General features: G+C 72.1%; 19 protein-coding genes and 1 tRNA gene. 9 read left to right on the plus strand and 11 right to left on the minus strand.

Annotation, left to right across the window (positions count from 1 at the left end; all coding sequences use genetic code 11):
* The first annotated feature begins 51 nt into the window (after window positions 1-51).
* On the plus strand, window positions 52-942 hold the full coding sequence (locus FHX33_RS09450; RefSeq protein ID WP_021758253.1) for a hypothetical protein: 891 nt from the start codon (window positions 52-54) through the stop codon (window positions 940-942).
* A gap of 76 nt (window positions 943-1,018) precedes the next feature.
* Here FHX33_RS09450 and FHX33_RS09455 read toward each other — a convergent pair whose 3' ends face one another.
* On the minus strand, window positions 1,019-1,999 hold the full coding sequence (locus FHX33_RS09455; protein ID WP_021758254.1) for an aldo/keto reductase: 981 nt from the start codon (window positions 1,997-1,999) through the stop codon (window positions 1,019-1,021).
* 66 nt (window positions 2,000-2,065) lie between these two features.
* Window positions 2,066-3,208: an ABC transporter permease gene (locus tag FHX33_RS09460; protein ID WP_183428384.1), complete on the minus strand. Its 1,143-nt coding sequence runs from the start codon at window positions 3,206-3,208 to the stop codon at window positions 2,066-2,068.
* A 103-nt stretch (window positions 3,209-3,311) separates the two neighbouring features.
* On the opposite strand from FHX33_RS09460, the gene FHX33_RS09465 reads away from it, so the two are divergent.
* Window positions 3,312-3,911, plus strand: coding sequence for a TetR/AcrR family transcriptional regulator (locus FHX33_RS09465; protein WP_021764377.1), 600 nt, complete (start codon window positions 3,312-3,314; stop codon window positions 3,909-3,911).
* A 48-nt stretch (window positions 3,912-3,959) separates the two neighbouring features.
* On the opposite strand, the gene FHX33_RS09470 is transcribed toward FHX33_RS09465, so the two are convergent.
* Both FHX33_RS09470 and FHX33_RS09475 read right to left on the minus strand, forming a co-directional pair.
* Window positions 3,960-4,754, minus strand: coding sequence for an alpha/beta fold hydrolase (locus FHX33_RS09470; protein WP_021764376.1), 795 nt, complete (start codon window positions 4,752-4,754; stop codon window positions 3,960-3,962).
* 24 nt (window positions 4,755-4,778) lie between these two features.
* Window positions 4,779-5,381 carry a TetR/AcrR family transcriptional regulator gene (locus FHX33_RS09475; protein WP_021764375.1) on the minus strand — a complete coding sequence of 201 codons (603 nt, stop codon included), beginning with the start codon at window positions 5,379-5,381 and terminating at the stop codon, window positions 4,779-4,781.
* Window positions 5,382-5,439: 58 nt separating this feature from the next.
* Between FHX33_RS09475 and FHX33_RS09480 the strand changes: the two genes are divergently transcribed.
* The 4 genes from FHX33_RS09480 to FHX33_RS09495 are packed head-to-tail and all read left to right on the plus strand — an operon-like array spanning window position 5,440 to window position 9,806.
* A complete protein-coding gene (locus FHX33_RS09480; RefSeq protein ID WP_021764374.1) occupies window positions 5,440-6,195 on the plus strand; it encodes an SDR family NAD(P)-dependent oxidoreductase in 756 nt (251 codons plus the stop codon).
* A gap of 51 nt (window positions 6,196-6,246) precedes the next feature.
* Complete coding sequence (locus FHX33_RS09485; RefSeq protein WP_021764373.1) at window positions 6,247-7,404, plus strand: acyl-CoA dehydrogenase family protein; 1,158 nt, start codon at window positions 6,247-6,249, stop codon at window positions 7,402-7,404.
* 6 nt (window positions 7,405-7,410) lie between these two features.
* Window positions 7,411-8,523 (plus strand): aminopeptidase P family protein, encoded by a 1,113-nt coding sequence (locus FHX33_RS09490; RefSeq protein ID WP_021764372.1) that lies wholly within the window; start codon window positions 7,411-7,413, stop codon window positions 8,521-8,523.
* The gene (locus tag FHX33_RS09495; protein WP_338092014.1) at window positions 8,520-9,806 is read left to right on the plus strand and encodes a DUF445 domain-containing protein; all 1,287 of its coding nucleotides are present in this window, start codon (window positions 8,520-8,522) and stop codon (window positions 9,804-9,806) included. Before FHX33_RS09490 ends, FHX33_RS09495 begins: the two co-directional genes overlap by 4 nt.
* An 82-nt stretch (window positions 9,807-9,888) precedes the next feature.
* Here FHX33_RS09495 and FHX33_RS09500 read toward each other — a convergent pair whose 3' ends face one another.
* Window positions 9,889-10,272: a DUF3054 domain-containing protein gene (locus FHX33_RS09500; RefSeq protein ID WP_039923230.1), complete on the minus strand. Its 384-nt coding sequence runs from the start codon at window positions 10,270-10,272 to the stop codon at window positions 9,889-9,891.
* A gap of 102 nt (window positions 10,273-10,374) precedes the next feature.
* Between FHX33_RS09500 and FHX33_RS09505 the strand changes: the two genes are divergently transcribed.
* Window positions 10,375-13,245, plus strand: a complete 2,871-nt coding sequence (locus FHX33_RS09505; protein ID WP_183428385.1) for an aminotransferase — start codon at window positions 10,375-10,377, stop codon at window positions 13,243-13,245.
* Here the strand turns inward: FHX33_RS09505 and FHX33_RS09510 are convergent, their stop codons facing one another.
* A complete protein-coding gene (locus FHX33_RS09510) occupies window positions 13,246-14,136 on the minus strand; it encodes a LysR family transcriptional regulator ArgP (protein ID WP_183428386.1) in 891 nt (296 codons plus the stop codon).
* A 69-nt stretch (window positions 14,137-14,205) separates the two neighbouring features.
* Between FHX33_RS09510 and FHX33_RS09515 the strand changes: the two genes are divergently transcribed.
* Together FHX33_RS09515 and FHX33_RS09520 are read left to right on the plus strand one after the other, a co-directional pair.
* The gene (locus tag FHX33_RS09515) at window positions 14,206-14,805 is read left to right on the plus strand and encodes a LysE/ArgO family amino acid transporter (protein ID WP_021765096.1); all 600 of its coding nucleotides are present in this window, start codon (window positions 14,206-14,208) and stop codon (window positions 14,803-14,805) included.
* 46 nt (window positions 14,806-14,851) lie between these two features.
* Window positions 14,852-15,751, plus strand: a complete 900-nt coding sequence (locus FHX33_RS09520; protein ID WP_183428387.1) for a helix-turn-helix domain-containing protein — start codon at window positions 14,852-14,854, stop codon at window positions 15,749-15,751.
* Between the two features lie 31 nt (window positions 15,752-15,782).
* Here FHX33_RS09520 and FHX33_RS09525 read toward each other — a convergent pair whose 3' ends face one another.
* From FHX33_RS09525 to galU, 5 genes are all read right to left on the minus strand, one after another.
* Entirely contained in the window at window positions 15,783-17,006 is a 1,224-nt protein-coding gene (locus FHX33_RS09525) for an MFS transporter (RefSeq protein ID WP_021762701.1), read from the minus strand.
* Between the two features lie 138 nt (window positions 17,007-17,144).
* Window positions 17,145-17,217, minus strand: a tRNA-Ala gene (locus FHX33_RS09530).
* Window positions 17,218-17,275: 58 nt separating this feature from the next.
* Window positions 17,276-18,361, minus strand: a complete 1,086-nt coding sequence (locus FHX33_RS09535; RefSeq protein WP_183428388.1) for a hypothetical protein — start codon at window positions 18,359-18,361, stop codon at window positions 17,276-17,278.
* Window positions 18,362-18,415: 54 nt separating this feature from the next.
* Complete coding sequence (locus FHX33_RS09540; protein ID WP_021764124.1) at window positions 18,416-19,084, minus strand: GNAT family N-acetyltransferase; 669 nt, start codon at window positions 19,082-19,084, stop codon at window positions 18,416-18,418.
* A 59-nt stretch (window positions 19,085-19,143) separates the two neighbouring features.
* Complete coding sequence (gene galU, locus FHX33_RS09545) at window positions 19,144-20,097, minus strand: UTP--glucose-1-phosphate uridylyltransferase GalU (RefSeq protein ID WP_021764125.1); 954 nt, start codon at window positions 20,095-20,097, stop codon at window positions 19,144-19,146.
* Between the last annotated feature and the right edge of the window lie 17 nt (window positions 20,098-20,114).

Below are 20,114 nucleotides of genomic sequence, written 5' to 3' on the forward strand. Positions count from 1 at the left end.
GGGGTGTGGATAAGGGACCGGACGAAGGGAACGTCCGGGCAGGGTGAGGGGATGGTACGGATCACACCCCTCCCGCACGCACTCCGCGGGCCCTTCCACGTGCAGGATGCGCTGCAGAGCGGCGTGAGCGCGGGGCGACTCCGGGCGTCCGATCTGCACGCGCCCCTGCGCGGAGTGCGGATCGCGGCGGCTGCGCCCACGCTCCAGGAGCGCTGCTCAGCCCTGCTGTGCCACCGCGACGATCGCCTCCTGTTCAGCCATGTCACGGCGGCACGGCTGTACGGCGCGCCGCTCCCCCGCCATCTCGACGTGGATGACCCGATCCATGTGACCGTCCCCGCAGGCGAGCGTGCGCCACAGATAGCGGGCATCCATTCCCACACGATCGCGAGCTGGTCTCCCGCGCTGGTCGGTGCCTTTCCGGTGACCTCACCTGCGCAGACATGGCTCGACCTGGTCCCGCTGCTGGACCGCTCATCGTCGATCGCCGTGGCCGACTATCTGGTCTCAGGATCGGCACCGTGGACGACACGAGATCACCTCGAGAGCATCGTGGCGGCGTGGCCGGGGCGGCGCGGGGTGAAGCAGGCGCGAGCCCAGCTCCCGGCCGTCCGCACGGGCGTCGACTCGCCCGGTGAGACTCGCCTGCGGCTGCTCTTGACCGACGCGGGTCTCCCGGAGCCCGCGGTGAACTTCACCCTGCTCGATCGCGTCGGCGCTGCGATCGCGCGCGCAGACCTCGCCTATCCGATCGAGCAGATCGCGATCGAATACGAGGGCGACATCCACCGCGTCGACCGCCAGGTCTGGATGAAGGATCTGCGACGTCGCGAGCGGGTGGAGGATCTCGGCTGGCGGATGGTCCGCGTGACCGCCTCCGACCTCCACGAACCCGCCGCACTTCTCACACGTCTGCGAAAACTCCTCGCGAGACGTGAGTAGTTGCGGGTGTGGGGCCTCCCGCACCCGCAACTACTCACGTCTCGCGTAAGGGCGGGGCGGGAAGGGCGGGAGGCGGCTACCAGCGGGGGTGGATGGCGGCGCGGAAGTGGGTGTCGTAGATGGCGTGGACGGCGGGGTCGAGGTCCGGGAGGTGCGGGAAGCGGGCCGCCTCGGCGTTGGCCCGGGCCTGCTCGGCGGAGCGGGCGCCCGGGATGACGGTGGAGACGCCGGGCTGGGCGATGATCCAGGCGAGGGCGGTCTGCGCCGGGGTGAACCCTTCGGGCGCGAGCGCCGCGAACTCGCGGGCGGCGAGCACACCCTCGGCATAGTCGACGCCCGAGAAGGTCTCGCCCACGTCGAACGCCTCGCCGTGGCGGTTGTAGGAGCGGTGGTCGTCCGCCGAGAACTCGGTCTGCTCGGTGTAGCGACCGGTGAGCAGCCCCGACGCGAGCGGCACGCGGGCGATGATCCCGACGCCGGCTGCACGCGCGGCGGGCAGCACCTGGTCGAGCGGCTTCAAGCGGAAGGCGTTGAGGATGATCTGCACGCTGGCGGTCCCGGGACGAGCGATCGCGGCGAGCGCCTCGTCGCAGGTCTCGACGCTGACGCCGTAATTCGCGATCGCGCCGTCGGCCACCAGGGTGTCGAGCGCGTCGTACACCGCGTCGTTCGAGAAGACGGGGGTCGGCGGGCAGTGCAGCTGGACGAGGTCGAGTGTGTCGACGCCGAGGTTGCGGCGCGAGCGGTCGGTCCACTCGCGGAACTTCGCGAGGGTGAAGTTCGCGGGATCCTGCGCCTCCCGGCGGCCCATCTTGGTCGCGACGGTCAGCGGGAGGTCGGGCCGCGCCGCCCGGAACCGGCCGATGAGCTGCTCGCTGCGACCATCGCCGTAGACGTCGGCCGTATCGAAGAAGGTGACGCCGGCCTCGGCCGCCGCGTCGAGCACCTCGAAGGCGTCCTCCTCGCGCACGTCGCCCCAGTCGGCGCCGAGCTGCCAGGTTCCGAGTCCGACGACCGAGACCTCGCGGCCGGTCCTGCCCAGCGTCCGTTGCTCCATGCGCCCACCTTAGCCGGGCGGTCCGCGTCCCGCGGTCTGCGACCAACGCCCGCGGCGGGCGACGCCTCAGACGGCTACGGCAGCGCCCTCCGGTGCGGCCGTACCCGCGCGCCCGGCGGCACCCGTCGACTCGAGGGCTCCCGCTCCCGACACCTCCGGCGCCGCTGCGGCCACCACCCGCTGGTTGCGGAAGTGCCCGACGGTCATCCCGATCAGCCCGAGCACCGCCCAGCCGAGCAGGATGAGCCACGACCCGCTCGCGTCGGCGTCGGGGAAGTAGGACAGGTCGCGCAGCAGGGTGACGGAGGCGCCCGGAACGAACCACTGCCCGATCTCGCCCCACGGCCCGGCGATGAACTGCATCGGCTGAGCCGCGGCCGACAGCGGGTTGCCGACGAGGATGGTGAGCACCGCGCCGAGCGGGATGCCCGCCGTGCCGATGAGCGCGTTCATCCCGACGATGAAAGCAGCGGTGGCGAACATCGAGAGACCCACCGCGAGCGCGTTGACCGCGTAGTCGCCCTGGAGGATGCCGAATCCGGCCTGCAGGACGGCGGCGACACCGAGACCGCCCACGACGGCGTACACGACGACCGCCGTCAGTCGCCGCCAGCTCCCGGCCACCAGCAGGGAGATCAGCACGCCACCGAGCATCCCACCGAGGACGAGCGGGAAGGAGGCCGCCGAAAGTCCGAGCCCGCGGGCGTCGGTCGAGGCAAGCGGGACGACGTCGGTGACGGCGACCGTGATGGTGGGTGCGACGGTCCCTGCAGGCGCCTGCCCGGCGGCGACGGCCTTCGCGACGGCGGCGGAGGCCTGCGCGTTCGCCTGCTTCTGGATGGTCGCGGCGACCTGCCCGAGCAACTGGCTGACCGCGGCGCCGTTCGCGGAGGCCGTGAGCACCTCCGGCCGGTCGCCGAGCACGATCGCTCCGTCGACTGCGCGGGTGCGGATGAGGTGCACGGCGTCATCGCGGGAGGCGACCGTCGTCAGGTCGAAGACGCCGTCGGCGGACGAGGCGAGCTGCTTCTCGACCTGCGCGGCGGCAGCGGAGTCTCCGGCGACGGCGACGGGGAGGTCCTTGACCGTGGAGGTCATCGTCGGCCAGAGGAAGGCGAGGACGACGATCAGTACGGCGACCGCGGCCCCGAGCGCGAGCAGGATCGAGCGCAGCCACGGCGTGTGCGGGGTGAGGGTGTTGCTAGACATGACGACGCCTCCATTAAAAACGAATGATCGTTCTTTATAGTGAGGCACAGGTCCGCTATTGTCAAGAACGAGCATTCGTTTTCGGAGCGCGAGGAGGGCGGCGATGCCGAAAGTCACCGAGGAGCACAAGAACGCCCGGCGCGAGCAGATCGCGCAGGCGGCACTCCGCCGTTTCGCCCGCTCGGGCTTCGCCGCGACGTCGATGGCCGACATCATCGAGGAGTCCGGCCTCTCGGCCGGTGCGATCTACAGCCACTACAAGAGCAAGGACGAGCTGATCCGCCTCGCCGTCGCGGAGATCATGGATGCGCGCTTCTTCGAGGTCGCGGCGGCGCGCGACCGCGACCCCCTCCCCTCGCCCGGTGCGGTCGTACGCCTCCTGGTCTCCGGTCTCACGGAGCAGGTCGGCGAGCTCCAGCTCCTCCTCCAGGTCTGGGGGCAGGTGCCGATCAACCCCGAGCTCGGCACGGTGGCGGCCGAGATCGGCGAGCGGATCACCGGGATGCTGCGCGACTATCTGACGCACTGGTACGCGAGCGGCCTCGGCGTGCCGGAGGATCGCGCCGCAACGCTGGCCCAGCGCTATGTGGGCATCTACGTCGGCTTGGTCCACGGCTACGTCACGCAGTCGTCCCTCTTCACCGGCTTCGACGGCGAGGCCTACCTCACCGCGATCGACGAGATCGCGCTGCCGACCGACTGACGCGGATCGGCCGGGCCGGCCCCGGCGAGGGCGCGGCGCCCGCACACCTCACCCGCACGCCGTCGCGACCACTCGCGCGAGCCGTTTACGGATGATGTGGTCGTTGGCCTCCACGCGGTGCATGGTCACGTTGCGCAGCGCTTCGAGCACGGCGAGGCTCCCGGGGGCGATGAAGGCGTCGAGCGTCCCGTAGACGACGTGCACCGGTACGCGCACGCGGGCGAGGTCGCTGACGAGGGTCTGCCGTTCGATGCAGTTCTCCAGCGAGCGGACGAAGGGCGTCCAGTTGCGCTCGGTGATCTCGAAGACGCCCTTGATGGGGAGCGTGCGCGCCAGGATGGTGGCGTTCCGCATCGTGAACTCCTTGTTCGCCCGCAGGAACTCGTACGCGCGCAGGTAGGCGCTGACCCGGGTGCGCACGCGGCGGTCGCCGATCGCGGCGGGCGGACCGTAGACCGGCGGGCCGACCAGCACCAGGCGGGTGAGCGCAGCGGGATGGTCGGCGGCGTAGCGCGCGACGATCAGGCTCCCGAGCGAGTGCCCGATGAGCACGAACGGAGCGCGGAGCCGCAGCGACCGCAGTGTGCGATGCAGGGCGTCCACGTGCTCCTCGAGCGTGTACTGCGCATCCTCCGGCGCCGGCGAGCGGCCGAAGCCGAGGATGTCGATCGAGATCACGCGGTGCGCGGGCTCGAGCAGCGGGACGAGGTTCTGGAACGTCACCGAGGACGACGCGATGCCGTGCACCAGGACGACGACCGGCCCCTCCCCCTCGTCACCGGCGACGTGGAGCAGCGGGGCGCGGCGGAACCAGCGGTCGAGGGTGTCGCGCAGCCGGCCCATGCCTCCATTATCCGTGCGGGCCTCTCAGGAGGCTGAGGAGTCGCGCGCCGGCACGGGTCGGTCCGGCCACCACGCCGGGGTGAGCCGCCCGATGAGGTCGAGCAGCCCGTCCACGTCCCGCGGGCGCGGCCGGCTCAGCCAGACGTCGATCGCGCCGATCGTGCCGTCGGCGAGGTAGCGCGCGATGGCCCGGCGCTCGACGTCGTCGGCCGCGGGCACGTCGACGCTGTGCTGGTCGAGCAGCAGTTCGATGGAGCCCTCGAAGTGCTCGCTCAGGAGGGCGTGGAGGCTGGAGCTGCCGCTCTCGGCGCCGAGGCCGCGCCGGTAGATCACGTCGTGCGCATCCACGTGCTGGAGCACCGCGCGCGTCACGCCCCGCACGGCGGCGGCCGCGTCCTCCGGGGCGATGTCCACGAGGTATGCGGCTCGAAGGTCGTAGAGCTCCGAGCGCAGCACGCGCTGGAGCAGGTCGACGGGCGACGCGGCGTACGTGTACACGGTCGAACGGTGAACGCTGGCCGCCGTCGCCAGCGCGGAGACCGACACGTCGGCGACCGGGCCGGCCGTCGCGAGGTCGAGGATGGCCGCCGTCAAGCGGCCGAGGGTCTTCTCCTGGCGTGCATCCACTTTTCGATCGTACAATGGAGTTATCCGACAGGTGTCGGATATCTGAAGGGAGATTTTCATGGCTCAGTACGACGTCGCCGACCGGTCCGCGATCGTGACCGGAGGCGGCTCGGGCATCGGGCGCGCCGTGGCGCTCACCCTGGCGGCGAGCGGCGCAGCCGTCCTCGTCACCGACCTGAACGAGGAGCACGCGCAGGCCGTCGTGGCCGAGATCGAGGCCGCGGGCGGAAAGGCCGCCGCGCTCGCCGGCGACGTGACCGACCCCGCGTTCGGCGAGGCGAGCGTCGCCGCGGCGAACGCTCTGGCACCGCTCAAGATCGCGGTGAACAACGCGGGCATCGGCGGCGAGGCCGCCACCGTCGGCGACTACTCGCTCGACAGCTGGCGCAAGGTCATCGAGGTCAACCTCAACGCCGTGTTCTACGGGATGCAGCCGCAGCTGAAGGCCATGGCCGCGAACGGCGGCGGTGCGATCGTCAACATGGCGTCCATCCTGGGCAGCGTCGGCTTCGCGAATTCGTCGGCCTACGTCACCGCCAAGCACGCGCTGCTCGGCCTCACGCAGAACGCCGCGCTCGAGTACGCCGCCGACAAGGTGCGCGTCGTCGCGGTCGGCCCCGGCTTCATCCGCACCCCGCTCGTGGAGGCCAACCTCTCCGCCGAGGCGCTGGCGTTCCTCGAGGGCAAGCACGCCCTCGGCCGCCTGGGCGAGCCGGAGGAGGTCGCCTCCCTGGTCGCGTTCCTCGCCTCCGACGCGGCGAGCTTCATCACCGGCAGCTACCACCTGGTGGACGGCGGCTACACCGCTCAGTGACCGGGCGACAGCCCGTATCGTGCTCGGTCGCGCTCCCCTAGGCTGAGGAGCGTGACCGAGCACGAGCTGTTGGGCGACGACCTCCTGGAGCGGTTCCGGGGCCGTGCGGCCGTCTACGACGCCGAGAACCGCTTCTTCGACGAGGACTTCGCCGAGCTGGTCGAGATCGGCTATCTGCGCGCTCTCGTGCCGACCGAGTTCGGCGGGCTCGGGCTGGGCCTCGAGCAGACCGCCCGCCTGCAGGTGCGCCTGGCCGGCGCCGCTCCGGCGACCGCCCTCGCGGTCAACATGCACCTGGTCTGGACGGGCATCGCCAAGACCCTGCACGACCGCGGCGACGACTCCCTCGACTTCGTGCTCCGGGAGGCCGGCGCGGGCGAGGTGTTCGCCTTCGGCCTCAGCGAGGCAGGCAACGACCTCGTGCTGTTCGGCTCGACGACGGAGGCGCGGCCCGCGGACGACGGCTCGTACACCTTCCACGGCCGCAAGATCTTCACCTCCCTCTCCCCCGCCTGGACGCGGCTCGGCACGATGGGACTCGACGCGACGAGCCCCGACGGCCCCAAGATCGTCTACGGCTTCGTCGACCGCGACGACGGCGGCTTCGAGATCCGCGACGACTGGGACACCATCGGGATGCGCGCCACGCAGAGCCGCACGACGATCCTCGACGGCGCCCGCTCCCCCGCCGACCGGATTGTGCGCCGGCTGGATCCTGGCCCCAACCCCGACCCGCTGGTCTTCGCGATCTTCGCCAACTTCGAGATCCTGCTCGCGTCGGTCTACACCGGCATCGGCGCCCGCGCCCTCGACCTCGCCGTCGCCGCCGCCCACCGGCGCACCAGCCTGAAGGACGGCGGCCGCAGCTACGCGAGCGACCCCGACATCCGCTGGCGGGTGGCCGAGGCGGCGATCGATCAGGATGCGCTGCTCCCGCAGCTCGACGCGCTCGCCCGCGACATCGACACCCAGGCGAACCATGGCGCGCTCTGGTTCCCGAAGCTGGTCGGGCTCAAGGTCCGCGCGACCGAGACGGCCCGACGCGTGGTCGACCAGGCGATCCGGGTCTCGGGAGGCTCGACCTACTTCTCCGGGAACGAGCTCGGCCGGCTCTACCGCGACGTGCTGGCCGGCATCTTCCATCCCTCCGACGCCGAGTCCGCCCACAACACCGTGGCGAACGCCTGGCTCGGCCCGGCGGAGAGCTGACCGACCATGCAGCAGATCACCGCGCAGCACTTCTCCGAGCGGCTCCGGCGGGGAGCCGCACAGGCCCGCGCCGCCGGGTTCGACGCCCTGCTCGTCGCCCCGGGCCCCGACCTCGCCTATTTCGCCGACTACCTTCCGATCGCGACGACCGAGCGCATCACCCTCCTGGTCGTCCCGGCGGAGGGCGAGCCGACGATGATCGTTCCCGTGCTCGAGCACGACAGCGCCGCGGCCACCCGCGCAAACGGCGCCTTCCGCATCGTCGACTGGTCGGACGGGGAGGACGAGTACGTGCCGACCGCCGCGCTGCTCGACGCCTCCGGCCAGTACGCGGTGTCGGACGCGCTCTGGGCGATGCACCTCCTGGGCCTGCAGCAGAAGCTCCCGGAGGCGCGGTTCGCGGCGTTCTCGCGCGCCCTGCCGATGCTGCGCGCGGTGAAGGACGCCGATGAGATCGACCGGCTCGCCGCTGCGGGGGCTGCGGCCGACGCGACCTTCGAGCACATCCTCGGCGTCCGCTTCGCCGGGCGCACCGAGCTGGAGGTCGCGGCCGACCTCGACCGACTGCTGCGCGAGCACGGCCACTCGCAGGTCGACTTCACCGTGGTCGGCTCCGGCCCCAACGGAGCCAACCCGCACCACGAGGCCGGCGATCGGACGATCGCCGAGGGCGATATGGTCGTGCTCGACTTCGGCGGCCTGATGGACGGCTACGGGTCCGACACCACGCGCACGGTGCACGTCGGCGAGCCGACCGACGAGGAGCACGAGGTCTTCGAGATCGTGAAGCGCGCCCAGCAGGCGGCGTTCGAGGCCGTCGCCGTCGGCATCCCGCTGCAGGAGATCGACCGCCTCGCCCGGGCCGTCATCCGGGATGCGGGATACGGCGATTTCTTCATCCACCGGGTCGGACACGGCATCGGCACCACCACGCACGAGCCGCCGTATCTGGTGGAGGGCGAGGAGCTGCCGATCGAGGCCGGGATGTGCTTCTCGATCGAGCCGGGGATCTACCTGCCCGGCCGGTTCGGCGTGCGCATCGAGGACATCGTGGTCGCGGCGGAGGACGGCGCGCACCGGCTGAACAACACGAGCCGCGAACTGCACCTGGTCCAGTGACGCGCGCACCCGAGGTCCTCTCCCCCGCGGCGGAGCACGATGCCGAGCGCAGGCGCGCCCTCCGCCGGATGAAAATCCTCGCGACGTCGCTGCTCGTCGTCGCCGCCGTGATCTTCACCGTCGCCTTCGCGCTGCAGGACCGCTACCCCTGGCTCGGCTACGTGCGGGCGGCCGCGGAGGGGGCCATGGTCGGCGCGCTCGCGGACTGGTTCGCCGTGACCGCGCTGTTCCGGCATCCCCTCGGCCTGCGCATCCCGCACACGGCCATCATCCCGACCCGCAAGGACGAGATCGGCGAGAGCCTCGGCGAGTTCGTGGAGACCAACTTCCTTGCGGACGACGTCGTCGCGGGCAAGCTCGCGTCGATCGACATCGCGGGCGCCATCGGCGGCTGGCTGGCCGAACCGGAGAACGCGCGCCGCGTCGTTGCGGAGGGCTCCGCCGCGATCGTCGGGCTGGCCGGGCTGCTCGACGACGAGCGGATGCGGGACGCGATCGAGGCGGTCGTGCGCACGCACCTGATCGCGCCGGAGTGGGGACCTCCGCTCGGCCGACTGGGCGAGAAGGTGCTCGCGTCCGGCGGACAGCGCGAGGTCGTGGACCTGGTGCTGGACCGAGTGGACGAATGGCTCGCCGGTCATCCCGACGCCTTCGCCACCCTCGTCTCGCGCCGGCTGCCCTCCTGGGTGCCGTCGTTCGTCGACCGCATGGTGGACGACCGGCTGCACGCGGAGGCGCGGCGCTTCCTCGGCGACGTGCGGCGGGATCCCGAGCACCGGATGCGGCACGCGATCGACGACGCGCTCGGCCAGCTCGCCGATCGACTGCAGCACGACCCCGAGACGATCGCCCGGCTCGAGGGCGCCAAGGAGCGCGCCTTCGACGACCCGCGCATCCGGGAGCTCGCCGCATCGGCGTGGGAGGCGGCGCGGAATGCCGCGGTCGACGCCCTGTCCGACCCGGAGAGCGAGCTGCGGAGCCGCGCGGAGGTCGCCCTCGCCGACGCCGCCCGCCGCGTCGCCGCGGACCCGGCGCTCCGCGCCTCCCTCAACGCCCGCATTACCGATGCCGCGCTGCACCTCGTGACCGCCTACCGGCACGACATCGCCGGGGTCATCAGCGAGACCGTGCGCGGGTGGGATGCGGCCGAGACGACCGACAAGATCGAGACGCAGGTCGGGCGCGACCTGCAGTTCATCCGGATCAACGGCACCGTCGTCGGGGCGCTCGCGGGGCTCGCGATCTACACGGTCGCGACGCTCATCGCCGCCGCGGTCCGCTGACCGCGCTCGCGCTGCGCGATTCGTGCCGAATGTCGAGAATGGCGGCGCTATTCGCTACATTCGGCACGAATGTGCGAGGCCATCAGGCGGTGCGGCGCAGCGCGCGGCGGCGCACGAACGGCATCGCGACGAGCCGCCAGCCCACGAGGAAGGCGCCCAGCACGACGAAGGCGACGGCGATGAAGCTCGGCTGCACACCCTGCCCCGCGGAGGTGCGGATCAGCATCCCGAGCGCGACCGTCATCAGCCAGATCGGGATGCCGGGCCAGACCACGGCGAGCGGACGACGCCAGGCCCAGGTGACGAGCCACCCGGCGATCAGCGCGACGAGGAACGGCCAGAGCGTGGTCATCAGGCCGGTGAACCCGGCCGTCTCGCCGTGACTGCGGCGCCCGACCAGCACGAAGATCAGCACGAAGGCGACGTCGATGACGAATGCCACGAGGGCCGACCTCCAGGGTTTCACGCGTCGATGCTACGCGCCGATCCCCGTGCATTCGCTGGGTGCTGGGAGGGCGTTGCCCGTCACTAGACTGGCCTCAGCCCGCCGACGAGCCCTGGAGCATCCGTGCCGAATTCCGACTTCCTCGACCAGCCATCGCTTCCCCGCCCGGACATCACTCCGAGCGAAGCCGCCGCCATCGCCTCCGGACGCTTCGGCCTGAGCGGCGCGGTCACCGAGCTCGGCAGCCAGCAGGATCGCAACTTCCTCGTCGACACGGGCGAGAGCCGTTTCGTGCTCAAGATCGCGAATCCCGTCTTCACGGCGGACGAGCTTCTCGCGCAGAACGCCGCGCTCACGGCCCTTGCCGATTCCGGTATCCGCGTGCCCGCCGTCGTCCCCTCGATCGACGGAGCCGAGCTGGTCGCGGCCGACGTGCGCGGGGTGGAACTGCATGCCCGCGTCCTGACCTTCCTCGACGGCGAACCGCTCACCGAGGTCGCCCGTCTCAGCACCGAGCAGCTGCGCACCCTCGGCACGCTCGCCGGGGGAATCGCCGCCGGCCTGGCCGGTCTGGAGCACGCGGGGCTCGACCGCTCGACGCAGTGGGACTCGCGGATCGGCGGGGAGGTCGTCGACCTCCTGCTCGACCACGTGGAGCAACCCGCCAAGCGCCGCGTCGTCCGCGCCGCCGCCGATGCCGCGCTCGCCCGCCTCGAACCGCTGCGCTCGCGGCTGCGCGTGCAGGCGACGCACGGCGATGTGACCGACGACAACATCGTGCTCGGCGAGGCCGGCCCCGGCGTCATCGACTTCGGCGACGTCGCGGACGGCTGGCTCGCCGGCGACCTCGCCGCCACCGTGACGAGCGTGCTGCACCACGTGCCGGAGGAGCCGTTCTCGGCCGTGCTCGACGTGGTCGCGGCGTTCCACGAGCGCTCCCCGCTCGACGATGCGGACCTCGCGGCGCTCTGGCCGCTGGTGGTCCTCCGCGGCGCGGTGCTCGTCGTCAGCGGCGAGCAGCAGGTGGCGCTGGATGGCGACAACCGGTACGCCGACGAGAACCGCGCCCACGAGTGGCTGGCGTTCGACGTCGCCCGCCGCATCGACGCGGACGAGATGGAGGCCCTCCTCCGTCACCGGCTCGCCGGCACCACGGCGCTCCCCGAGCTCGGCCGGCTGATCGCCGTGGAGAGCAGCCCCGCGAACCTCGCCGACCTGTCGGTGCTCGGCCGGGATCAGGACGCCGGGGCATGGACCGCGGCGTCGGCCGAGGACGAGGTGCTGGCCCGCGTCTGCCGGGAAGCCGGGCACGCCATCACCCGTTACGGCGAGGCGCGCCTGACCCGTGCGGTCCGCGATCGTGCCGAGGCCACTGCGACGGTGGCGCTCGGCGTCACCTTCGACGCCCCCGCCGGCATGCCCGTCCTCGCCCCGTTCGCGGGCGAGCTGTCGCTGGTCGAGGGCGCCTGGACTCTCCGCGCCGACGGGGTCGACCTGTGGCTCGACGGCCTGACCCGCCCCCTCACGACCGCGAGGGTCGCCGCGGGCGACGAGATCGGCACGACCATCCGGCTCACCGCTCAGCTCGGCCGGACAGGCGGCGGCCGTCCGCCTGCGTTCGTCACCCCGACCGCCCCGTTCGCACTGTGGTCCGCCGTCTCCCCCGACCCGTCCGACCTCTTCGGGCTCGACGTCACCGCCTCCATCCCGGATCCCGCCGGAGCGCTCGCCCGCCGCGACGACACCTTCGCGCGCGTGCAGGAGCACTACTTCGCCCATCCCCCGCTCATCGAGCGCGGCTGGCGGCACCACCTCTTCGACACGCGCGCACAGAGCTACCTCGACATGGTGAACAACGTGACGCAGATCGGCCACGGCCACCCGCGGCTCGTGGAGGCGGTCCGCGACCAGTGGGCACGGCTCAACACCAACTCGCGCTTCCACTACGAGGAGCTCTCGCGGTACACCGAGCGCCTGGCCGAGCTGGCTCCGGAGGGGCTCGACACCGTCTTCCTGGTCAACTCCGGAAGCGAGGCGGTCGACCTCGCTCTGCGCCTCGCGCAGACCCACACCGGCCGCCGCACCGTGCTCGCGGTAAAGGAGGCCTACCACGGCTGGACCGTCGGCTCCGACTCCGTCTCCTCGTCGCTGGGCGACAACCCGCGCGCACTCGAGACACGGCCCGACTGGGTGACGCTCGTCGCCGCCCCGAACTCCTTGCGCGGCGTGCACCGCGGCCCCGACTCGGCGGGCGCCTACCTCGCCGATCTCGACGACGACCTGGCGGCCCTGGATGCGGCCGGCGTCGAGGTCGCGGGCTACATCGCCGAGCCGGTCTTCGGCAACGCGGGCGGCCTCATGCTGCCCGACGGCTACCTCGCCGGCGTCTACGAGCGCATCCGCGCCCGCGGCGGCGTCTGCATCGCCGACGAGGTGCAGGTCGGCTTCGGCCGCCTCGGCCACTACTTCTGGGGTTCGCAGCAGCAGGGTGTCGTGCCCGACGTCATCACCATCGCCAAGGCGGTCGGCAACGGGCAGCCCCTCGGCGCGGTGATCACCCGCCGGGAGATCGCGGAGTCGTTCGCGGCCGAGGGCTCCTTCTTCTCATCCGCCGGCGGCAGCCCCGTCAGCTCCGTCGTCGGGCTCACCGTGCTCGACGTCATGCGCGACGAGCGCCTCCAGGAGAACGCGGTCACGGTCGGCGACCACCTCGCCGACCGGCTGCGCGAGCTCGGCGAGCGGCACCCGATCGTCGGCGCCGTGCACGGGATGGGCCTCTACCTGGGCGTCGAGCTGGTGCTCGACCGCGCCGAGATGACCCCGGCGACCGCCGAGGCGACGCTGATCTGCGACCGGATGCTCGCCGAGGGCGCCATCGTGCAGCCGACCGGCGACTTCAAGAACGTGCTGAAGATCAAGCCGCCGCTGTGCATCACGCGCGAGAGCGCTGACCGATTCGCGGACGCGCTCGACCTCGTGCTGGCGACGCTCTAGTCACGACCGGCTCGGCGGCCGCAGTTCCGCCGCCGCCCGCGCCGCGATGGCGTCGGCGACGGCGGTGAGCGCCGCCGACCGCATCGACCACTGGTGCCAGTGCAGGGCGACCGCCTCCTCCCCGCCGTCGTCGAGCACGGTCAGGCGACCGGCGGCGAGGTGCCCGGCGGTCTGGAGGTCGGGCAGCATCCCCCAGCCGAGACCGAGCTCCGCCGCGCGCACGAACTCGGTCGAGGCGGGCACGTACTGCCGGGGCGGCCGGGCGGTGGGAGCGAAGCGGGCCAGGTAGCGGTCCTGGAGGGCGTCCTTGCGGTCGAACACGAGCATCGGTGCGACGGCGGCGGCCTCCGGAGTCCATCCCTCCGGCGCCCACCGTTCGACGAACGCGGGGCTCGCGACCGGCCGGTAGACCATGGCGCCGAGGGACGAGACGGTGCACCCCTGCACCGCGTCGGGGTCGGAACCGATCGCCGCCATCGCCGTGCCGTCGCGCAGCCGGTCGAGCGTGTGCTCCTGGTCATCGAGGGTGAGGTCGAAGACCAGGTCCGGGAGGCTCGCGAGCGCGGGCAGCACCCACGTCGCCAGCGAGTCGGCGTTGACGACCAACGGGATGGTCGTCGCGGCCCCGCCTGCGGCATCCAGTTCGGCCGCGGCCTCCGCCTCCAGGAGTGCGACCTGCCGGGCGAGGCGCAGAAGCACCCGGCCGGCCTCGGTCGGCTCGATCGGCTTGGTGCGGCGCACCAGCACGCGGCCGGTCTGCTCTTCCAGCGCCTTGACCCGCTGACTCACCGCCGACGGCGTCACGTGCAGAACGACGGCGGCGCGCTCGAACGTGCCGTGGTCGATCACGGCGGCGAGGGTCTTCAACTGCTCGGCGTTCGCATCCATCATCAGCGATGCTAATGCTTCGTAAGAAAGACAAGCTGTACTGAAGACGTATTCCGCCCATAGGGTCGATGCGTGCTCGCGATCTTCCTTACCGGCCTCGGTTCCGGCGCCTCCCTCATCGTCGCCATCGGTGCGCAGAACGCGTTCGTGCTGCGCCAGGGACTGCGGCGCGAGCACGTGCTCCCGGTCGTCGCGATCTGCGTGCTCAGCGACGCCCTGCTGATCGCCGCCGGCGTGGCCGGGATCGGGGCGCTCGTGAAGGCCGCGCCGCTCGCCCTCGAGATCGTGCGCTGGGTCGGATTCGCGTTCCTCCTCGGCTACGCGGTCTTCGCGGCGCGGCGGGCGCTGAAGCCGTCGGCGCTCACGGCGGCGTCGGGTGTCGCGCCCTCCCTCCTGGCCACGGCCGGGATGTGCCTCGCGATCACCTGGCTCAACCCGCACGTCTACCTCGACACCGTGCTGCTGCTCGGCTCCCTCTCGGCCGATCACGGCGATCCCGGCCGCTGGGTCTTCGGTGCGGGGGCCGCGACCGCGAGCCTGCTCTGGTTCAGCGTGCTCGGCTTCGGCGCCCGCTTCGCCGCCCCGCTCTTCGCGCGCCCGATGTCGTGGCGGATCCTGGATGCCGGGATCGCGGTCCTCATGGTCGTGCTGGCCGTGCTCCTGGTGGTGTGATCGCCCGGCCGGGAATCCCGCGGTCGCCACGACGGTTGCGCCTCTCGTGAGCATCATCGAAACGGACGCACCCGCCGCCCCCGACCTCGTGGCCTCCGGCGTGCTCACCGAACGCACGGCCCGGATGCTGGAGCAGATGCTCGCGGCCATGGACTGGACGCTCGTCGACTTCGCCCGGCACCAGCTCTCCTCCGGAGAGGCCATCGGCGGCCGCGTACGCGAGGTCCCCTTCTTCCTCGTGCTGAGCGGAGAGATCGAGCTGCGCACCGACGCGGAGACCAACCGGCTTCGCGGCGGCGACTTCGTGCTGCGCACGCGGCCGACCGCGTACCGTGTGCACGCCGTCGGCGACGCCGAGGTCGTGGCGGGTTCGCTGCGCCTCGCCGCCGGCACCGAGCATCCCCTCGCCCGCGCCCTTCCCGAAGCGCTCATCGCCTGCCAGCTGCTGCGGCGGGATGCGCACCTCAATGCGCTCGCGCAGGCGCTCGTGGCCGAGGTCGCCAGCGCGCGACCCGCGTCGTGCGCGTTCGCCGGCCGGCTCGTGAGCGTGCTCGCCGCCTCGGCGGTGCGGGCGTGGGTCGAGAACGGCTGCGCTCCGGACGGCTGGCTCCTGCCGGCGAGCGACCCGCACATCGCGCGCGCCGTCGACGCCATCCGCGACGACCCGGGCGGCGCGTGGACGCTGGAGCGGCTCGCCCGTGTGGCCAGCACCTCCCGCTCCGCCTTCGCCGAGCGGTTCCACACCGTCGTCGGCGAGCCTCCCGCGCGCTACCTGCTGCGGGTGCGGATGGAGCGGGCCAAGTCCCTTCTCGCCGACGACCGCGTCAGCGTGGCCCAGACCGCGGTCTCGCTCGGCTACGGGTCGGAGGCCGCTTTCAGCCGCGCCTTCCGCCGCCACACCGGCACGAACCCGTCCGCGTGGCGGCGGCTGGCCGCGACCGCCTGACAACCGGCCGCCTGCCGTCAGCCTGCAGCGATCAGCCGCGGCGCGGGAACCAGCGCCGGGTGGAGGCGATGAGCAGGCCGCCCAGCACGGCCGAGATCCCGCCCGCCACGAACACCACGGAGACGCTCGTCGCGTCGATCAGCACGCCGCCCACGACGGCGCCGGTCGAGATGCCGAGCTGGAACGTGGCCACGGTGAGCCCGCCCGCGCTCTCCATGCGCTCCGGCTCGACCCGGGCCGACCAGGTCTGCGCCATGGTCGGCACGCCGCCGAAGGCCATGCCCCAGACGGCGACCGCGATGAAGGCGAAGACGACCGAGCCGGTCGAGAACGAGAAGACGATGACGGCCGCGCCGAGGATCGTCGGCAGCACGACGAGCGTCGTCGCCAGCCGCTTGTCGACCACCGACCCGGTCACCAGGTTGCCGATCAGGCCGCCCACGCCGTAGACCGCGAGGAGGACGGCGATGCCGCCGGCGCCCAGTCCGGAGATGCTCTCGGCCGCGGGCCGGATGTAGGTGAAGCTCGCGAAGTGCCCGGCGACGATCAGCAGCACGCCGACCAGGCCGACGATCATCGCCTTCGAGCGGATGGTCGCGACCAGTGCCCGCAGACCGGTCCCGGCCGCGGCCGGCACGGACGGCATGACGATCGCCATCACGACGATGGCGATCACGGTGGCGCCCGCGACGGCGAAGAAGACGACGCGCCATCCGGCCAGCGAGCTGATCAGGGCGCCCAGCGGCACGGCGGCGACGGTCGCCGCGGACACACCCGTGTTGACGACCATCATCGCCCGGCCGAGGTGACGCGGCGGCACGAGGTGCGCCGAGACGGCGAGGGCCATCGACCACGTGCCCGAGATCGCCATGCCCAGCGCGATGCGGGCGATCACGACTATCCAGAAGGCCGGTGCGATCGCCGTCACCAGGTTGGCCGCGAGCGCCAGGATGAGCAGTCCGAGCAGAAGGCGCCGCCGGTCGAGCCGCGGGAAGACCAGGGCCGTCGCCGGACCCGCGATCACGCCCACCAGCGCCGTCGCGGTCACGACCTGGCCCGCGACCCCTTCGGTCACCCCGAACTCGGCGGCCATCGACGGCAACAGACTCGCCGGGAGGAACTCGCTGGTCACCAGCACGAACACCCCGACGAGGAGCGCGACGACGCCACCCCAGCGGGCGGTCTCGCCGCCGGGCGCGTTCTGCGCGCGGACCGCGGCGGTCGGAGAGGTCGGAACGGTGTCGCTGACTGTCATTCCTCCATGCTGGCGGCGTGCCGACGCCTGCACCTGATCGGTCGTCCGGAGGTGATGACTCTGCGTCCGGAACGTCACCTGAGACGCCCGGACAAGCAGAAAGGCCGCTCTCGCGAGCGGCCTTTCCGTGCTTTCCGGTGGAGCTAAGGAGATTCGAACTCCTGACCTCTTCGATGCGAACGAAGCGCGCTACCAACTGCGCCATAGCCCCGGGGAACTGCTCTGAAAGCCTAGCACCCCACCCGCGCCGAGTTGAAATCGAGCACCGCTCAGCTCGCGGCCCGGCGGCGGCGGAGCACCGCGTCGAGGTCGATGGCGCCGTCGGCCGATTCGCCGACGATGCCCATGCTGGCGTAGCGGCTCGGGATGGGCTCCGGCGCCGGGGCGACGGGGGCGATCCGCGGAAGGGAGGCGACGGGCGCCTCGGCCACCGCGACGGGCCGCAGCGGGACGGGAGGAGCGACAGGAGCGGGCGGCGCGATCTCAGCGGCCTTGCGGTCGAAGTCGGCCCGAGCGGCGGCGCGGCGCAGCTCGGTGGCGGCGTCGACGGACGCCATGGCGGCGGCGGCCACCGTCCCGGGCGAGAGGTGCAGCGGCTTGGGGAGCGGACGCGGCGTCCAGCTCTGGCGCAGCCGCTCCTGCACGGGGAGGTCGTGCTGCGCGTCGTCGTAGATGGCGGGTGCGGCCGGGATGGTGACGGCACGGGTGGGCGCGGCAGGCGCCTCCTGCGGCTGGGCCAGGCGGCCGAGCATCCCGAGGGCGGCGACCGACACGGCCGCGGACAGGGCGGGGACGAGCCAGGCGCCCGTCGAGAGCATCAGGCCGGTGCCGGCGATCACGCCGATCACCCCGGCCACGAGGACGAGGGTGCTCAGAGCCCGCGCACGACGCAGCCGGCGGCGGCGCTGCGGGGAGAGGACGGGGCGGCGGCTCTCGGCCGTCGCGATGGCGCGCGCACGCTGGGCCGCTGCGGCACGGGAGGCCCGCTCGACAGCGATCGCCGCGGTCGCCGCACGCTCGGCCTCCTCGGCCGCGATGCGCCGCTCCTCAGCGATGGCGTGCTCGCGCCGGGCGTGGGCCGCGGCCTCCGCGCGCGCCTCGACGAGTTGACGCTGCTCGGCACGCCGGAGCACGCGCTGCTGCTCGGCGACGGTGCGGGCCGTGGCCTCCATGCGCACCTCGTCCGGCAGCTCGCTGGTCTCGGCGAGGATGCGGAGGGTCTGCTGCAGCCGGACCGCGTTGCGCTCGGTGGCGACGTACTCGCGGCGGCGGAGCCAGACGGGGATCAGATAGGCGAGCCACAGCACCGCCGCGATCGCGACGACGACCCCTCCGCCCATCACATCCCCGTTCATGTCTCTACGCTACGGGGCGGCGCCCGTGCGGCCGGGGCAGACGGAGGGTGTGTCTCAGCGGATCCGGGCGATCGGCAGGGGCAGCGCGGCGGCCGCGACGTCCTCCGCGGTCACCGTCGCGGCGTCCGCCGGAACGGCTCCGTCGCGCCAGCGTCGCAGCACTCCCTGGGTCAGCTCCTCCGAGACGAGACCGAAGCAGAAGTGGTCGCGCCAGTCGCCGTTGATGTGGATGTAGCGGCGGCGCAGACCTTCGTAGCGGAAGCCGAGCTTCTCGACCACGCGCAGGCTGGGCTTGTTCTCTGGCCGGATGCAGATCTCCATCCGGTGCAGGCCCAGCTGGTAGAAGCAGTAGTCGGTGGCGAGGGCGACGGCCGTCGGCGTGATGTCGCGCCCGGCGAACTCCTGCGCGATCCAGTAGCCGATCGTCGCGCTCGACAGCGACCCGTAGGCGATGGACGAGACGTTCAGCTGGCCGGCGAGCTTGCCCTCGTACTCCACGATGAACGGGAGGCCGTGCCCGGCCCGGGCGTTCGACAGCAGCGAGCGGATGCTGGCGCGCGTGTCGAAGGACCCGGGCGCATACGGGCTGGTCGCCTCCCACTGCCGCAGCCATCCGCGGTTGTCGAGCAGGGAGCGTTCGAGCGCGCGGGCGTCGCGCAGCCGGATGGGGCGCAACCCCACCGGCCCCTCACCGAGGGTGGGGACGACGATCGCCACGGGCATCTCTCCTTCGTGCGGGCTGTTGTGCAGGTGCGTTCTGCAGTGGGCGGGTTCGAGGGGCTCTAGGAGATCGGCTCGCCGACGGGCTCGGCCGGCATCTCCTCGATGACCTCGTCCGGGGTGTCGTCGAGGCCCTTCGCGAAGTCCTTCAGCCACGGGCGCAGGTCGGGCCCGAGGTCCTCGCGGTCGGAGGCGAGCTGGATGATGGCCTTGATGTAGTCGAGGCGGTCGCCGGTGTCGTAGCGGCGGCCCCGGAAGACGACGCCGTAGACGCCGCCGGTCCAGTCGGGGGCGTGCGCCATCGACTGCAGCGCATCGGTGAGCTGGATCTCGTTGCCGCGGCCCGGCTCCGTGCGCTCGAGCACGTCGAAGACCTCGGGACGCAGGATGTAGCGGCCGATGATCGCGTAGTTCGACGGGGCGTCCTTCTTGTCCGGCTTCTCCACCAGACCGGTGATGCGCACGACGTCGTCCTCGTCCGTCGGCTCCACCGCGGCGGCGCCGTAAAGGTGGATGCTGTCGGGGTCGACCTCCATCAGTGCGATGACCGTGGTGTTGAGCTCGAACTGGACCTCGAGCATCCGCTTGAGCAGCGGGTCCCGGGAGTCGATGATGTCGTCGCCGAGCAGCACGGCGAAGGGTTCGCGGCCCACGTGCATCTTGGCGCGGAGGACGGCGTGGCCGAGGCCCTTGGGGTCGCCCTGGCGCACGTAGTGCATGTCGGCGAGGGCGGTGGAGTAGTTGACCTTCTCGAGACGATCGGTGTCGCCCTTGGCCCGGAGGGTGTCCTCCAGCTCGGCGTTGCGGTCGAAGTGGTTCTCCAGCGCGTTCTTGTTGCGCCCGGTGATCATGAGCACGTCGTGCAGGCCCGCGTCGACGGCCTCCTCGACGACGTACTGGATGGCCGGCTTGTCGACGACGGGCAGCATCTCCTTGGGCATCGCCTTGGTGGCGGGCAGGAAGCGGGTGCCGAGGCCCGCCGCCGGAATGACAGCTTTGGTGACGTGGTTAGCCATGCCGCCTACAGTATCCG

Origin of the sequence: Leifsonia aquatica, assembly GCF_014190775.1 — a bacterium.
In the GTDB taxonomy this organism is placed as follows: Bacteria; Actinomycetota; Actinomycetes; order Actinomycetales; family Microbacteriaceae; genus Leifsonia; species Leifsonia aquatica.

Excerpts from the sequence above, each read along its gene's own strand:
- FHX33_RS09535 (WP_183428388.1), bottom strand. The coding sequence starts at position 18,361 with ATGAACGGGGATGTGATGGGCGGAGGGGTCGTCGTCGCGATCGCGGCG.
- FHX33_RS09460 (WP_183428384.1), bottom strand. The coding sequence starts at position 3,208 with ATGTCTAGCAACACCCTCACCCCGCACACGCCGTGGCTGCGCTCGATC.
- FHX33_RS09470 (WP_021764376.1), bottom strand. The coding sequence starts at position 4,754 with ATGGGCCGGCTGCGCGACACCCTCGACCGCTGGTTCCGCCGCGCCCCG.
- FHX33_RS09480 (WP_021764374.1), top strand. The coding sequence starts at position 5,440 with ATGGCTCAGTACGACGTCGCCGACCGGTCCGCGATCGTGACCGGAGGC.
- galU (WP_021764125.1), bottom strand. The coding sequence starts at position 20,097 with ATGGCTAACCACGTCACCAAAGCTGTCATTCCGGCGGCGGGCCTCGGC.
- FHX33_RS09455 (WP_021758254.1), bottom strand. The coding sequence starts at position 1,999 with ATGGAGCAACGGACGCTGGGCAGGACCGGCCGCGAGGTCTCGGTCGTC.
- FHX33_RS09525 (WP_021762701.1), bottom strand. The coding sequence starts at position 17,006 with ATGACAGTCAGCGACACCGTTCCGACCTCTCCGACCGCCGCGGTCCGC.
- FHX33_RS09540 (WP_021764124.1), bottom strand. The coding sequence starts at position 19,084 with ATGCCCGTGGCGATCGTCGTCCCCACCCTCGGTGAGGGGCCGGTGGGG.
- FHX33_RS09450 (WP_021758253.1), top strand. The coding sequence starts at position 52 with ATGGTACGGATCACACCCCTCCCGCACGCACTCCGCGGGCCCTTCCAC.
- FHX33_RS09465 (WP_021764377.1), top strand. The coding sequence starts at position 3,312 with ATGCCGAAAGTCACCGAGGAGCACAAGAACGCCCGGCGCGAGCAGATC.
- FHX33_RS09510 (WP_183428386.1), bottom strand. The coding sequence starts at position 14,136 with ATGATGGATGCGAACGCCGAGCAGTTGAAGACCCTCGCCGCCGTGATC.
- FHX33_RS09490 (WP_021764372.1), top strand. The coding sequence starts at position 7,411 with ATGCAGCAGATCACCGCGCAGCACTTCTCCGAGCGGCTCCGGCGGGGA.